This is a genomic window from Tsuneonella suprasediminis (assembly GCF_003605755.1).
Taxonomy (GTDB): Bacteria; Pseudomonadota; Alphaproteobacteria; order Sphingomonadales; family Sphingomonadaceae; genus Tsuneonella; species Tsuneonella suprasediminis.
This window is the reverse complement of sequence record NZ_RAHJ01000020.1, coordinates 121,748-136,232: the sequence shown is the minus strand read 5'-3', so window position 1 is coordinate 136,232 and position 14,485 is coordinate 121,748. Positions and strand designations below refer to the sequence as shown.

Sequence of the window (14,485 nt, the reverse complement as noted above, 5' to 3'; positions counted from 1 at the left end):
GTGGGCTGACAGGTCGGTAAAGCGGGTCATCGCCCGCTTTCCGCGCCCGCCGGAATATCCTGCATCTGTTTGCCGAGGAACACCTTGAACAGCACGAATGCCACCAGCCCGACCGCTGCGCTGGCAACGTGGACCAGCCAGAATTGCGGTGTCGGCATCGACGAATACCATCCGCCGATAGTGCCGACGACATAGTTCGAGGCGAAGAAGGCGAGGTAATAAATCCCGATCACCGTCGCATTCAGCGCGCGCGGTGCCAGCTTGGTGAACAGCGCCAGACTGACCGGCAGGATGTGCGCGAAGCCGATCGAGTTCAGCAGGTGGAACATCAGCGGCCAGAACATCGCCACTTTGCCATCGCCCGCGGTGACTGCGCCCATATAGAGGCACAGACCGCCGGAAATGGTGAAGACGCTGCCGATGATCATCTTGCCCAGTTCGTCCGGCTCGCGACCGGTCTTTTTACCGACATAATTCCAGAACCATGCTACCGCCACCAGCATCGAGAACGACACCGCCGCATCGATGGTAATCATCCAGCTGCTGTACATCTGAATGCCCAACAGGTTCAGCGTGAACTTCGTATCGGCCCACACCAGATAGGCGTTGAATATCTCCTGATTGGTCAGCAGCGAGACAGCCAGCACCGGCACCAGAATCAGCAGTGCGATCAGTCGCGGCCATTCGTGCGGCTGGATTTTTTCACGCGGCGTTTTTTCCTGCCGTTGCGGCTTGTTATCGGCGGGCAGCCAGGGGCGCGCCTTCAGATAGATCAGCAGGCCCAGCACCATCACGATGCCGGCGGTGCCGAATCCATAGTGCCAGCCCACATCTTGCCCCAAAGTGCCCGAAATCAGCGGCGCGGCAATCACGCTGACGTTGATGAAGATATAGAATATCTGGAACGCCATCGCCCGGCGATTGTCGTTTTCGCTATACAATTCGCCCACCTGGCTGGCGATATTGCCCTTGAACAACCCGACCCCGACGATCAGTGCCAGCAGAGCGAACAGGAACGCCCCCTCGAACGCCATCAGGAAGTGGCCGAGCGACATAATCGCTGCCCCTGCGATCAGCGCGGCGCGGCGGCCCAGCCAGCGGTCGGCCATTATCCCGCCGACGATGGGGGTGAGATAGACCAGCGAAGTATAGTCACCGAAAATGCGCGATGCGAGTGGCTGACCGTTGAGGCCGTAGAAATTCTCCACCGCGCCCAGGCCGATCACGTTCACGGCATTTTGCGGCAGCAGCAGATACTTGGTCATGTACAGGACCAGCAGCGTCTGCATCGAATAATACGAAAAACGCTCGCACGCCTCGACGAAGCCGAGATATCCCAGCCCCTTGGGGTGGCCGATGAAAGCGCGGTCGTCGCGGACGACTGCCTCCACGGTTTCGGGATCGACTTCGGGTGTGGCTTCGGCTGCGGTCATGGCATCCCCGGCAATACGATTGGTTTCAATCGTATCGAGTTAGCGGGCAATGATCGGTCTGTCAGGCGAAATATCGATACGCCATGCTATGTGCCAAATTACGCGACGCGCAGTTGTCCATCCAGAAATGCAGCTACATCGTCGAGCGAGACATCGCGTTTGAGCACGGCCTTGCCCACCGCTTCCAGCAAGACGAAGGGAAGGGTGCCTGCGTCCATCTTCTTGTCATGCCGCATATGCGCGGCCAGCTTTTGCCCGTCGCAATCGAGGGCGAGATCGGCAAGATCGTGTGGTAGGCCAGCAGTTGCCACTGCCTGTGCCACCAGATCGGCATCGGCATCCCCGATCATCCCCATTCGCGCAGAATATCGCGCGGCCAGCACCATGCCCAACGCCACCCCTTCGCCATGCAGCAGGCGGTCGGAAAAGCCGGTCTCCGCCTCCAGCGCATGGCCGAACGTATGGCCGAGATTGAGCAGCGCGCGGCGGCCGCTGGTTTCACGCTCGTCCTCCGCCACGATGCGCGCCTTGGCTGCGATGCTCATCGAAACGGCATATTCGAGCGGCTGTTCTTCCAGCGAGAGCACAGCAGGACCGTTGGCGGAGAGCCAGTCGAAAAACGCGCGGTCGCCCAGAACACCGTATTTCAGCACTTCGGCATAGCCCGCGCGCAATTCGCGCGGTGGCAGGGTGGCGAGCGTGCCGAGATCGGCCAGCACCAATGATGGCTGGTGAAACGCTCCGACCAGATTCTTGCCCGCGCGGGTGTTGATCGCGGTCTTGCCGCCAACCGAGCTGTCGACTTGCGCCAGCAGCGTGGTCGGCAATTGCACGAAGCCGCAGCCGCGTTTGAGTATCGCGCAGGCGAAGCCGGTCAGGTCGCCCACGACCCCGCCGCCCAGTGCAAAGACATGGTCGCCACGCTCCACTTCTTTATCGAGCAGCCATTCGCAAAGCTGAGCCAGCCCGTTCCAGCTCTTGGACGCTTCACCCGATGGAACGAGATACCAGGCGACATCGTGCCCCTGTTCCATCAGCGCGGTTTCCAGACGGCGGCCGTGCAGTTCGTGCGCGCGTTCGTCCGCCACCACGCATACCATCTGTTTGCGGATGAAATTGCGTGCCAGTCGCCCGGCGCCTTCCAGCAGGTCGCGCCCGACATGGACGTCGTATTCGCGCCCGGAAAGATCGACAGGGATCACAGCCATCGGTCGATTGCCTCGATAATTGCCAGCGCAGTGTCGTGGTGCGGCCCGTCGGCGCTGGCGACGCGGATCGGGGCCTGACTATAGAATGGCGCGCGTTCGTCGTGCAGCCGAGAGAGGATTTCTTTCGGGTCGCCATCTTTCAGCAACGGCCGGCTGTCTTTGCGCGCAGTCCGTTGCACCAGCGTGTCGATATCGCAATCGATCCACACCGCGATGCCATTGGCCAGAATCTGCTCACGCGTTTCGTCGTTGACGAACGCGCCGCCGCCGGTAGCGATCACGCCGTGATGTTCCTCCATCAGGCGTGCCAGCACTCTGCGCTCGCCATCGCGAAAGTATGCTTCTCCGAATTGTTCGAACATTTCGGGGATGGTCATCGCAGCGGCCTGTTCGATTTCGTGGTCGGTATCCACGAAATCGAGCGACAGCATATTGGCCAGCTTGCGCCCGACAGTCGATTTACCCACACCCATCAGACCAACCAGCACGATTGGCCGTTTTATCCGACGAGCGATCGCTTCGATTTCGGATTTGCTCAGGCTAAGGGGTTCGGTGTCCATTGCCGCCTCGCCTATAGATGGGCTAGGGCCGGTGCAACCATCAGCAAGTGGGAACAGGTAAGTCGCGCGTGGGAACTGGCGGAAAACGAATGGCACTGATCGCTGGCGCTCTGGCCGGGATTGTCGTGATTTATGCGTGGGTCGATGGCGGTGAAGAACCGTTGCGCCCGATTGTGCAATCTGTCGCTGTACCGGGGGCCACGTCGTGAAACGTTCGCTGTTCCTTGTTGGCGGGGCCACTGCTCTGGCGCTGGTTTCGGCGCTGGCGATGGCGCAGGATGCACCCGAATCGCTGCTGCCGCCCGGTTTCGAAGATCCCAGGCCTGCACCCACGCCTGCGCCCAGTGCGCGCCCGACATCGCGCCCTACCGCTACACCGCAAACACCGTCGCGCCCGGCCAATGGTGGCAATACGCCCTCTGCTGCGTCGACTCCCATCGTTCAGCCTTTGCCGCAAGGTGCGGCAACGGCGGGGGAAGTGGCCGGGGCACTGCCGACTTTTAACGGAAAGCTGCCGTCGCTGGAACAGCTTGAGTCGATGTCGACCGACGATCTGGATGAAGCGCTGGGCCTGAAGCCTAAAGTCGATATTCCGCCCGCCGCCCGCCGATCTATGGAGCAGGTGGGGGTGCTTGCCCCGGCCGAAGGCGGCCTGCCGACATTTTCGCTGGCCAGACAACCGGCGCAACTGGTGCGTGCCGCGCTGGCTGGCACGAAAGGGCCGGTGGTTTCGCGCTGGGGCCATATCCTGTTGCGCCGTGCATTGGCCAGTCGGCTGGCGGCACCGCAAGGAATGGACCCGGCAGAATTCGCAGCTTTGCGGGCGGCATTGCTCAACCGGATCGGTGAATTCGCCGCCGCGCGCGCTGTCGTACAGGATGTCGATACTGCGAACTGGAACCTCGACCTGACGAATGCCGCCGTCGATGCCTATATCGGCACGGCCGATCTTGTCGGTGCCTGCCCCGTTGTGCGCCTCAAAAGCGGCCTGCGCGAAGACCCGACCTGGCATATGTTGCAGGCCATCTGCAATTCCTACGCCGGGGAAGCGGCGCGGGCGCGCACCGATCTCAACCGCCTGCGTTCGCGCGGAAAGGCCGACCGGATCGATGTGCTGCTGGCGCAACGGTTCGCCGGTGCGGCAGGGCAACAGCGCGCGGCGGTGACTATCGAATGGGACGGGGTGGATGAACTGACTCCGTGGCGCTTCGCGCTGGCCAACGCCGTGGGGGAAACCATCCCTGAAAAGCTGCTGCAGAATCCCACCCCTTATTACATGCGGGCAAGTGCGACTGTGCCGATGCTTGGCCTGCCGCAACGGATTGCCGCGGCCGATCTGGCAGGTCGAGAGGGTATCTTGTCGGCTCGCGCGATGATCGATCTGTACGCGCAGCTCCACGCCGAAACGGCGAATGAAGACGATGGGCAGCCCGCGCAGACCGCGCGCACTTTGCGTCAGGCCTATGTCGGGGCGGACGATGCGGCCCGGATGAATGCCATCCGTACATTGTGGGGCGACAAGACTGCGAAGGATTATTCGCGCCTTGTTCTCACCGCATATGCCGCCGCGCGCGTGGAACCGAGTGCCGATCATGCGGATGATGCGGGGGAACTGATTGCCTCGATGCTCTCTGCCGGGCTGGACCGCAATGCGCTGCGTTGGGCCAATGTCGTGGATGACGGGAGCGAAGGGTGGGCGCTGCTGGCGCTTGCTGCGCCCGAATATCGCGCCAAAGTCGGAGCCGGGGCGATCGGTTCTTTTGCCAGCGATGATGACAGCAGCGGTCGGCGGCGCGCAAAATTCCTGTTGGCCGGACTGGCCGGGCTTGGGAGGATGGATCAGGGCGATATCGGTTCCGCCGCTAGCGATCTGGGTGTCAACCTGACCGCTTCGACCAAGTGGGCCACGATGATCGATCGCGCAGCGCAGGTCGATAACAAGGCGCTGGTCGCGCTGCTTGCCGGGGTCGGGATGCAGGGCACGGGGTGGGAACAGATGACGCCGCGCCACCTCTACCACATCGTTTCCGCATTGAACCGCGTGGGTCTGTCGGCCGAAGCGCGCATGATCGCGGCGGAGGCTGTCGCGCGGGCCTGATGCAGCCAGAGATCGATGCCTTCCTCGCGATGCTCGCTGCAGAGCGGGGGGCAGCAGCCAATACTATCGCAGCCTATCGCCGCGATCTGGATCAGGCGGCGGACGCGGTGGGCAATCTTGCCGCTGCATCGGGGGAACAACTGGCCACGCTGGCGAAAGTGTGGAACGGGCTGGCCCCGGCAACAGTGGCGCGCAAGGCATCGGCTTTGCGCCAGTTCTATGGCTTTCTGGTGGACGAAGGGTTGCGGGCGGACGATCCGAGTAACGCTTTGCCGCGCCCGGCAACCCGTCGCCCATTGCCCAAAATATTAAGCCACGATCAGGTGGAAGCCTTGCTGTCCCGTGCGGAGATCGAAGCTGAAAGTGATGCGCCTGCCGGGGTGCGGATGCTTGCTTTGGTGGAGCTGTTATACGGCTCCGGCCTGCGTGCGACCGAGCTGGTGTCGCTCCCCCTGTCCGCCGTTCCGCGCGACGCGCCGTTCCTGACGGTGACGGGGAAGGGCGGGCAGGCGCGGATGGTGCCAGTCAGCCGCCGGGCACAAGCGGCGCTGTCGCGCTGGCTGGCGGTGCGGCAGGAGGGGCGTTACCTGTTCGCATCGCGAGGCGGCAAACATCTCACGCGGGTGCGTCTGTTCCAGTTACTGAAAGAGCTGGCGATCCGGGCCGATCTGCCACCCGAAAAGGTCAGTCCGCACGTCTTGCGCCATGCATTCGCGACGCATCTGCTGGAAGGCGGGGCGGACTTGCGGGTGCTGCAAACCTTGCTCGGCCATGCCGATATCGCGACCACGCAGATATACACGCATGTCGATGCCGCACGCCTGGTTGCGCTCGTCAACCAGCGCCACCCGCTTGCGCGCGCGGGCGAAGCCGGTTAGCGCGCTGGCGATGAACGCTTATCTCGATTTCGAAAAGCCTGTCGCTCAACTCGATGCGCGGATTGCCGAATTGCGCGACGCTGCCGGTAGCGATGATGTCGATATTTCCGGCGAACTCGCCCGGCTTCAGCGCAAGAGCGAGGAATTGCTCGCCAGCACGTATGCCGCGCTCACTCCGTGGCAGAAGACACAGGTCGCGCGCCATCCCAAACGCCCGCATTTTCGCGATTATGTTGAATATGCGTTTGACGAGTTCGTGCCTTTGGGCGGCGATCGTCTCTATGGCGACGATCAGGCGATTATGGGGGGCCTTGCGACGCTGGATGGTCGCCGGGTGGTCCTGATCGGCCATGAAAAGGGACACGATACCGAAAGCCGCATCCGCCACAATTTCGGGATGGGTAAGCCAGAGGGGTATCGCAAGGCGATTCGCCTGATGGAACTGGCGGGCCGGTTTGGCCTGCCAGTGGTGACCCTGGTCGATACGTCTGGTGCATTTCCGGGGATCGAAGCGGAAGAGCGTGGGCAGGCCGAAGCCATCGCCCGCTCGACAGAGGCCTGTCTGACGCTTCCGGTGCCGATGGTGGCGACAATCGTGGGTGAGGGTGGATCTGGCGGGGCCGTGGCGTTGGCCAGTGCGGAACGTGTGCTGATGCTGGAACACGCGGTCTATTCGGTAATCTCCCCCGAAGGATGCGCTTCGATCCTGTGGCGCACAGCCGAAAAGGCCCCCGATGCAGCCGAAGCGATGAAAGTGACGGCGCAGAATCTGCAAAAGCTGGGCGTGATCGATCGCATTATCAACGAACCGATTGGCGGCGCACACCGCGCACCAGAGGAAATGGCAAAGGCTCTGGGCAAGGCGATCGGGGAAGAGCTTGACGCGCTTGCTGCCATTCCCACCGATGTGCTTCGCCGTCAGCGCGAGGAGCGTTTTCTCGCCATCGGCGCGAACTAAGCTCCTTCGGTTTTGTCGGCGCGGGGAACATTACCGCAGTATGAGTGGTTAAACCGCTCATAGACAATCTCGCGCCGGTGGTGGGGCCAGCGCACATGAAGGGGAGCCCTATGTCATTTCGTACAATCCGCTCGCGCACAGCGGCTGCTGCTGCGTCGCTTACAGCTTTGGCTCTTTCGGGCTGCGCCACGATGGGCGGCCCGATCCCCAGTGCCTCTACGCCGATCACGCAATCGGAAGCGCAGCAGGGGGCAGAAGCCAACAAGGAAATTATTCAGCAGTTCGGCGCAGCGATGAGTGGTTCGCAGGCCCAGTATGTCGAGGGTGTGGGGCAGCGGATCGCAGTGCAATCCGGGCTGGCCACTTCGCCCAGTGCGTTCAAAGTTGCCATGCTGAACAGCTCGGTCAACAACGCCTTCGCGATTCCCGGTGGCTATGTTTATACCACGCGCCAGCTCGTGACGTTGATGAACAACGAAGCTGAACTGGCGGCGGTTCTGGGGCACGAGGTTGGGCACGTCGCCGCGCGCCATTCGCAGCGGCGGCAACAGGCGGCACAGCAGAACGCGCTGCTCGGCCTGTTGGGGCAGGTTGTCGGTTCGGTTGTCGGCGGAGGCGTGGGCGACCTGATTTCACAAGGTTCGCAATACACCCAGTTGCTGACGCTCAAATTCTCACGCTCGCAAGAGCTGGAGGCTGACGCACTGGGCCAAAAATATCTGGTGAGTGCTGGCTACGATCCGCACGCGATGGCGACTTTGCTGACGTCGCTGGCAGCGCAGAACGCTCTGGATTCGCAGTTGCAGGGTCGTGGTAACGCTACGGTCCCCGAATGGGCATCGACTCACCCCGATCCGGCCAGCCGTGTTTCGGCGGCCATGCAACGCGCGGGTGCAGCGACCGGCCGTACCGAACGCGACCTGTTTCTGACGCGAGTCGACGGGCTGATGTATGGCGACGATCCGCAGCAAGGCGTGATCGAAGGCAGCAGCTTCATCCAGCCGACGATGCGCCTCAAATTCACTGCCCCAGGCGGGTTTTATATGGTGAATGGTACTCAGGCCGTTTCCATTAACGGGCAAAGCGGGCAGGCGCAGTTTACGCTGGCGCCGTATAGCGGAAATCTTGAAACATATGTGCGGCAGGCCTTTTCGGGGCTGAGCAACCAGCAGCAGATCTCTCCATCGCAAATTCAGCGGACCACGGTGAATGGCATTCCCGCCGCCTATGGCACCGCACGGGTGCAATCGAGCAGCGGTGCGGTCGATGTGACTGTGTTCGCTTATGAATTCGCTAACAACCGTGCCTATCACTTCGTGGCGATAACAAAAGCGGGCGGCGCGGGCGTGTTCAATTCGATGTACCAATCGGTCCGCCGTCTCAGCGCCAGCGAAGCGGGCAGCGTGATCCCGCGTCGGATCGATGTGGTCACCGTCGGTTCGCGCGACACGGTACGGTCGCTGGCGGCGCGTATGGCGTACACCAATGCACAGGAACAGCGGTTTCGGGTGCTGAACGGTCTTTCGTCGTCCGACCGGGTCACGCCGGGGCAGAAGGTCAAAATCGTCGTTCGCGGCAGTTGATCAATTTTCCGACAGTTCGGGAAACGAGAAAGGGCGGTGGGATTACTCCCACCGCCCTTTGCCTTTAGCCGTAAGGCTGGCTTACTTGTTCGCTTCGGTCAGCTTGGTGTTCACCTTGCCGAAGGTCGTGTTCAGGTTCGAACCGATGCTGCCCATGGCAGCCATAGCAGCAACAGCGATCAGAGCGGCGATAAGGCCGTATTCGATTGCGGTGGCGCCTTCTTCGTTGCGAACGATGTTCTTGATGAACTGCATGTGTTGTCTCCTGATTTAGTCTTCGTTACCCAAACCCACCAAATACCCAAATGAGGCGGGATATTTTCTGGCTACGATCAGAGTGTTTATAATTCTCTAACCTTAGCTAGATATTTAATCGGCATTTGATTCTGTCATCTTGTTGCCGACGTCATTCCACATCGATGTTGTGTTACTTCCAGTGGAACTAAGTGTTCCGACAATGGCAAGAAACATTAGCGATAAAATCAGTCCATATTCGACAGCGGTTGCTCCCGCTTCATCCTGGGCAATCCAACGAAGGAATGTGCTCATCGCGTGGCCCCCTTAATCAAATTGCCCCGATACGATTGGCCTTGTGGACCATAGGGCGTTAAAAAAGAGTTTCCGGAGGAGGCGAGACTGGAAAAAAATCCGACATGGATCACGGTCGTGGCTGCAGCCTTGCAGGCAAACGACGGGCGCTGGCTGATGCAGCAGCGCCCTCTCGCAAAGCAGCACGGGGGATTGTGGGAGTTTCCCGGCGGTAAGGTGGAACACGGCGAAAATCCGCGCGACGCGCTCGTCCGCGAACTGCAGGAAGAGATCGCACTGGCTCTGCATCCCGGCGATCTGAAACCTGTAGGATTTGCTGAAAATGGGGGGAGGGATAGCCATCCGGGGATTGTCATCCTGCTTTACAGTGCCACCCGTTGGCAGGGGGAAGCTATCGCACAGGAAGCAGCGGAGCTTGGCTGGTTCGACCGAAGTGAGATGGCAGAGTTGCCCAAACCACCGCTGGATGTCGCGCTTCTGCAATTTTTGGCCGGTTAAGGGCTTGCCAAGCTCGGATAGCCCCCGTATGTGGCGCCCTCCAAAGCGCGCCAGTAGCTCAGCTGGATAGAGTACCTGACTACGAATCAGGCGGCCGGAGGTTCGAATCCTTCCTGGCGCGCCAACTAAACCCCGCTCCCTCACCAGAGGGACGGGGTTTTGTTTTTTGGGTGGTTTGCTTTTCTGACCACGTACATCCGCTTTGGGTTAAACGTAAGCGGCGCTGAGCGCAGGAACCCGGCCCGAATTTGTCGGTTGATTGCAGGCGGCGACGGGTCGCTGGGGCAGCTATCGGATAAATGTCAGATATGGACGAGGCAACGACTCATCCGGATACGATTGAGTTCAGCGACGATTCGGCCGAGCCGGGTGTCTGGCGCTACGCCAAAGTCGAGCGGGCCAGTCTGATTATCGACGCGGAAGATTATTTCGCATTGATGCAGCGGGCGATGCTGAATGCGAAGCATCGCATTTTTCTGGTTGGATGGGATTTCGATACCCGTATCCATCTCACATTGGGCCGCCGCTGGTTTCAAAGGCCGTTTCGCCGTCAGTATCCGCGTCGACTGGGCAGTTTCCCGATGTGGCTGGCACGCCATCGGGAGGGGCTGGAGATTCGGGTGCTCAAATGGAGCCTTGGCATATTCCGCTTTCTCACACGGGGATACATGCTGGTCGATATTCTGCGGATGGCCAGTTACCGTGCGATCACGTTCAAATTCGACACGCACCACCCGGTGGCCTGCTCGCATCACCAAAAGATCGCCGTGCTTGATGATAAGCTGGCGGTGTGTGGCGGGATCGACATGACGCAGGAACGCTGGGACACACGCGAACATCGCGAACACGACCGGCGGCGGATGAAGCCTGGATGGCGCCGCTACGACCCGTGGCACGATGTCACGATGATGTTCGAAGGCGAAGCGGCCGCGACATTGGCCGCTCTGGCGCGTGCGCGATGGGTGCGGGCGGGGGGCAAACCGTTTGCTCCGGCGGAAATCCCGGATGAAAGCTTGTGGCCCAAAGGTTTGCGGGTGCAATTTGAGAATGTCGAAATAGGCATCGCCAGAACTCGCGCGGAGTACGACGGCTTACCTGAGGTAACCGAGATCGAAGTGCTTATGTTGTCTCAGATCGCGCGGGCCGAACGATTTATTTACATGGAAAACCAGTATCTGACATCGCGCAAGATTGCCGATGCACTGGCCGCCCGTCTGAAAGAGGATGACCCACCTGAAATCGTGATCGTTCACCCTGAAACAGCCGAAGGATGGCTGGAGCAGCAGGCGATGGATCATGCGCGCAACACGATCGCCAGGGCATTGGCTGAGGTGGATCATGCCAACAGGTTCGGCCTGTTCGTCGCCTATTCCGGCGAGACGCCGATCTATATCCACGCCAAGCTGGCGATATTCGACGATATGATCCTGCGGGTCGGTTCCGCTAACCTCAATAACCGCTCGATGGGGCTGGATTCGGAATGCGATGTATTTATCGACTGTACCCGGCCCGGCAATGCCCACGCTTATGATGGTATTGCCGCTTTGCGATATTCGCTGCTGGCTGAACACTGCGGGATGGAAGAAGGTGACGTGCGGCGGGTGCTCGAAGAAGAAGACCCGTCAATGCTGAATCTCATTGGCTCTTACGGAAAACCCAATGTGCGCCAGTTGCGGCGGTTTGTTCCACCTGAAGGCGATGCTGTAGCGAAAACCCTGGCTGATTCCGAACTGCTCGATCCGAAAGGCCGGAGGAGATGTTCGAGCCGTTTGCCAAAGGCGGCCTTTTCCGCAAGGGAAGTCTGGTCGAACGCGCACTGGCGCGAGTGGAAAACAAGAGGAAGCAATAGGGATGAGCAGCATTGTCGGCCCCGACGAAGACGATCCGCGGGGCAAGCCGCCCGTTCCGGCTGAAGTGCAGGACGCGATCCGTACACTGATCCGCTGGGCAGGCGACGATCCATCGCGCGAGGGGCTGGTCGATACGCCCAAGCGGGTGGCGCGCGCGTGGAAGGAATATTGTCAGGGGTACGAAGAAAATCCGGCGGTTCACCTGTCGCGGATTTTCGAAGAAGTTGGCGGTTACGACGAAATCGTGCTGCTCAAAGACATTCCGTTCCAGAGCCATTGCGAACATCATATGGCACCGATCATCGGCAAGGCGCATATCGCTTATCTGCCGACCGACCATGTTGTCGGTATATCGAAGCTGGCCCGCGTACTTCACGGCTTTGCCCGGCGCCTGCAGGTGCAGGAACGTCTTACGGCGGAAGTGGCGCAATGTATCTGGGACAACCTCAAGCCGCAGGGTGTGGCGGTCGTGATCGAGGCGACCCACGCCTGTATGACAGCGCGCGGTGTGCGGACGCCCGGAGTTACGATGGTCACATCGGAAATGCGCGGGGTTTTCCGTGACGATCATCGCAGCCGTGAGGAAGTACTGAAACTGATGGGGAATTGATAGCAGGCGCGCGCGATGCGCCCTGTGTCGGCACGGTTGCCCGTAACTCCAAACCAAAAAAAGGCCGGATACCATGATAGTATCCGGCCCCGGATCGACGGTTCCAGCCGCGAAGGCCGGTCAGGTCGTTAGAGCTGGCCGAGCATGTGTTCCGCGCTGGAAACCGAGAAATCGCCCGGCTCTTCCACGTTCAGTTCGGTCACGACGCCGTCTTCCACGATCATCGAGAAACGCTGGCCGCGCTTGCCGAGGCCGAAGCCCGAACCATCCATCGTCAGGCCCAGTGCATCGACGAATTCGGCGTTGCCGTCTGCCAGCATTGTGATGTCGTCCGAACCGGCGGCCTTGTTCCATGCGCCCATAACGAACGCATCGTTGACAGCGGTGCCGACGATTTCGTCCACGCCCTTGGCCTTCAGTTCTTCAGCCTTTTCGACGAAGCCGGGCAGATGTTTGGCCGAACAGGTCGGAGTGAATGCGCCCGGTACAGAAAACAGCGCCACTTTCTTTCCGGCGAAATAGTCGCTGCTCTGCACGGCCTCGGGGCCGTTTTCAGTCGCCTTGACCAGCTTCACGTCGGGCAGCTTGTCACCTTTTGCAATCGTCATATTCCGAATCCTTTCGAACCTTCTGTGGGTAGTCGAATGCCCGATATAGGGGGCGTAAATGGCGGGACAACGACTAGTTCGCTCTGGCGTGCCGTGCCAGAGATATAAAGCTATCTTTATATTTGCCTCTGCAGTGGTGAGCGTCTAAGGCGCGCTGCATTGCGGCCTGTGGCGATCGCTGCGCCTGCCGCCCGAATTCTAACGATCACTCCCGAAGGAATCTTTTGTGAGCAACTTCAACGATTACGTCATCAAAGACATTGGCCTTGCCGATTACGGCCGCGCAGAGATCGCGATTGCCGAAACCGAAATGCCGGGTCTGATGGCGCTTCGCGCGGAATATGGCAGTCAGCAGCCGCTGAAAGGGGCGCGGATCACCGGTTCGCTGCATATGACGATCCAGACTGCCGTTCTGATCGAAACTCTGGTGGCGTTGGGGGCAGAAGTCCGCTGGGCCACCTGCAACATCTTCTCGACTCAGGATCATGCCGCTGCTGCCATTGCCGCGCAGGATATCCCTGTATTTGCGATCAAGGGCGAAAGCCTGGCCGAATACTGGGACTATGTCGGCAAGATTTTCGACTGGGGCGATACCACGGCCAACCTGATCCTCGACGATGGTGGCGATGCGACCATGTTCGCGCTGTGGGGTGCACGGATCGAAGCGGGCGAAGAGCTGCCCGAACCGGCCAATGCCGAAGAAATCGAATTCCAGCGCGCGCTGAAGGCGTTTGTCGCGGCAAAGCCGGGTTACCTCACCGAAAGCGTAAAGGCGATCAAGGGCGTATCGGAAGAAACCACCACGGGCGTCCATCGCCTTTATCACCTCGCCAAGCAGGGCAAGCTGCCGTTCCCGGCGATCAACGTGAACGACAGTGTGACCAAGTCGAAGTTCGATAACCTCTATGGCTGCCGTGAATCGCTGGTCGATGCCATCCGCCGTGCAACCGACGTGATGCTGAGCGGCAAGGTCGCCTGCGTCGCGGGTTATGGCGATGTCGGCAAGGGCAGCGCTCAGTCGCTCCGCAATGGCGGTGCGCGAGTGCTGGTGACGGAGATCGATCCGATCTGCGCGCTGCAGGCGGCGATGGAAGGGTATGAAGTCGTCACGATGGAAGATGCCGTGACCCGTGCCGATATCTTCGTGACCACCACCGGCAACGAAGACGTGATTACCGCCGAACATATGAAAGCGATGAAGCCGATGAGCATTGTCGCCAACATCGGCCACTTCGACAGTGAAATTCAGATCAGCGCACTAGACAATTACGAATGGTCCGAACTGAAGCCGGGAACCGATCTGGTGAAGTTCCCCGATGGTAAGGAAATCATCGTTCTGGCCAAGGGGCGTCTGGTGAACCTCGCCTGTGCCACCGGCCACCCCAGCTTTGTGATGAGCTGTTCGTTCACCAATCAGGTGCTGGCGCAGATGGAACTATGGTCTAACGCCAACGGTTACAACAACGATGTTTATGTTCTGCCCAAGCATCTGGATGAGAAGGTTGCGGCGTTGCACCTTGATAAACTGGGTGTGAAGCTCACCAGATTGAGCAAGCAGCAGGCCGATTATATCGGTGTGCCGGTGGAAGGTCCGTTCAAGCCGGAACATTATCGTTACTGATTGCACTTTGTCCCCGGCAGTCTTCGGACTG

The 14,485-nt window shown here is 60.2% G+C and carries 14 protein-coding genes and 1 tRNA gene; 9 read left to right on the top strand and 6 right to left on the bottom strand.

Annotated elements, in window-relative coordinates:
• Positions 1-26: 26 nt before the first annotated feature.
• The 3 genes from D6858_RS12590 to D6858_RS12580 all read right to left on the bottom strand — a co-directional run bounded on the left by D6858_RS12590 (position 27) and on the right by D6858_RS12580 (position 3,201).
• Positions 27-1,433, bottom strand: a complete 1,407-nt coding sequence (locus tag D6858_RS12590; RefSeq protein ID WP_120111074.1) for a peptide MFS transporter — start codon at positions 1,431-1,433, stop codon at positions 27-29.
• 98 nt (positions 1,434-1,531) lie between these two features.
• On the bottom strand, positions 1,532-2,641 hold the full coding sequence (aroB, locus tag D6858_RS12585) for a 3-dehydroquinate synthase (RefSeq protein WP_120111071.1): 1,110 nt from the start codon (positions 2,639-2,641) through the stop codon (positions 1,532-1,534).
• Entirely contained in the window at positions 2,632-3,201 is a 570-nt protein-coding gene (locus D6858_RS12580) for a shikimate kinase (RefSeq protein ID WP_120111069.1), read from the bottom strand. The genes aroB and D6858_RS12580 overlap by 10 nt, the downstream gene beginning before the upstream one ends.
• A 205-nt stretch (positions 3,202-3,406) precedes the next feature.
• Here D6858_RS12580 and D6858_RS12575 point away from each other — a divergent pair, with 205 nt between their 5' ends.
• From D6858_RS12575 to D6858_RS12560, 4 genes are all read left to right on the top strand, one after another.
• Positions 3,407-5,299, top strand: coding sequence for a hypothetical protein (locus D6858_RS12575; RefSeq protein WP_120111066.1), 1,893 nt, complete (start codon positions 3,407-3,409; stop codon positions 5,297-5,299).
• A complete protein-coding gene (locus tag D6858_RS12570; protein ID WP_120111063.1) occupies positions 5,299-6,177 on the top strand; it encodes a tyrosine recombinase in 879 nt (292 codons plus the stop codon). Before D6858_RS12575 ends, D6858_RS12570 begins: the two co-directional genes overlap by 1 nt.
• A gap of 10 nt (positions 6,178-6,187) precedes the next feature.
• The gene (locus tag D6858_RS12565; RefSeq protein WP_120111271.1) at positions 6,188-7,135 is read left to right on the top strand and encodes an acetyl-CoA carboxylase carboxyltransferase subunit alpha; all 948 of its coding nucleotides are present in this window, start codon (positions 6,188-6,190) and stop codon (positions 7,133-7,135) included.
• Positions 7,136-7,245: 110 nt separating this feature from the next.
• A complete protein-coding gene (locus D6858_RS12560) occupies positions 7,246-8,718 on the top strand; it encodes a M48 family metalloprotease (protein WP_240623835.1) in 1,473 nt (490 codons plus the stop codon).
• An 81-nt stretch (positions 8,719-8,799) separates the two neighbouring features.
• Here D6858_RS12560 and D6858_RS12555 read toward each other — a convergent pair whose 3' ends face one another.
• Together D6858_RS12555 and D6858_RS12550 are read right to left on the bottom strand one after the other, a co-directional pair.
• Positions 8,800-8,973, bottom strand: a complete 174-nt coding sequence (locus D6858_RS12555) for a Flp family type IVb pilin (protein ID WP_102156161.1) — start codon at positions 8,971-8,973, stop codon at positions 8,800-8,802.
• 114 nt (positions 8,974-9,087) lie between these two features.
• Positions 9,088-9,267, bottom strand: coding sequence for a Flp family type IVb pilin (locus tag D6858_RS12550; RefSeq protein WP_120111058.1), 180 nt, complete (start codon positions 9,265-9,267; stop codon positions 9,088-9,090).
• Between the two features lie 117 nt (positions 9,268-9,384).
• Between D6858_RS12550 and D6858_RS12545 the strand changes: the two genes are divergently transcribed.
• From D6858_RS12545 to folE, 4 genes are all read left to right on the top strand, one after another.
• Entirely contained in the window at positions 9,385-9,765 is a 381-nt protein-coding gene (locus D6858_RS12545; RefSeq protein WP_338067310.1) for a (deoxy)nucleoside triphosphate pyrophosphohydrolase, read from the top strand.
• Between the two features lie 47 nt (positions 9,766-9,812).
• A tRNA-Arg gene (locus D6858_RS12540) sits at positions 9,813-9,889 on the top strand.
• Positions 9,890-10,064: 175 nt separating this feature from the next.
• A complete protein-coding gene (locus tag D6858_RS12535) occupies positions 10,065-11,678 on the top strand; it encodes a phospholipase D-like domain-containing protein (protein ID WP_240623834.1) in 1,614 nt (537 codons plus the stop codon).
• Entirely contained in the window at positions 11,617-12,225 is a 609-nt protein-coding gene (gene folE / locus D6858_RS12530) for a GTP cyclohydrolase I FolE (RefSeq protein ID WP_120111051.1), read from the top strand. Before D6858_RS12535 ends, folE begins: the two co-directional genes overlap by 62 nt.
• A gap of 128 nt (positions 12,226-12,353) precedes the next feature.
• On the opposite strand, the gene D6858_RS12525 is transcribed toward folE, so the two are convergent.
• Positions 12,354-12,833 carry a peroxiredoxin gene (locus D6858_RS12525; protein ID WP_120111048.1) on the bottom strand — a complete coding sequence of 160 codons (480 nt, stop codon included), beginning with the start codon at positions 12,831-12,833 and terminating at the stop codon, positions 12,354-12,356.
• Positions 12,834-13,059: 226 nt separating this feature from the next.
• On the opposite strand from D6858_RS12525, the gene ahcY reads away from it, so the two are divergent.
• Positions 13,060-14,454, top strand: a complete 1,395-nt coding sequence (gene ahcY, locus D6858_RS12520) for an adenosylhomocysteinase (protein WP_120111044.1) — start codon at positions 13,060-13,062, stop codon at positions 14,452-14,454.
• Positions 14,455-14,485: the final 31 nt, after the last annotated feature.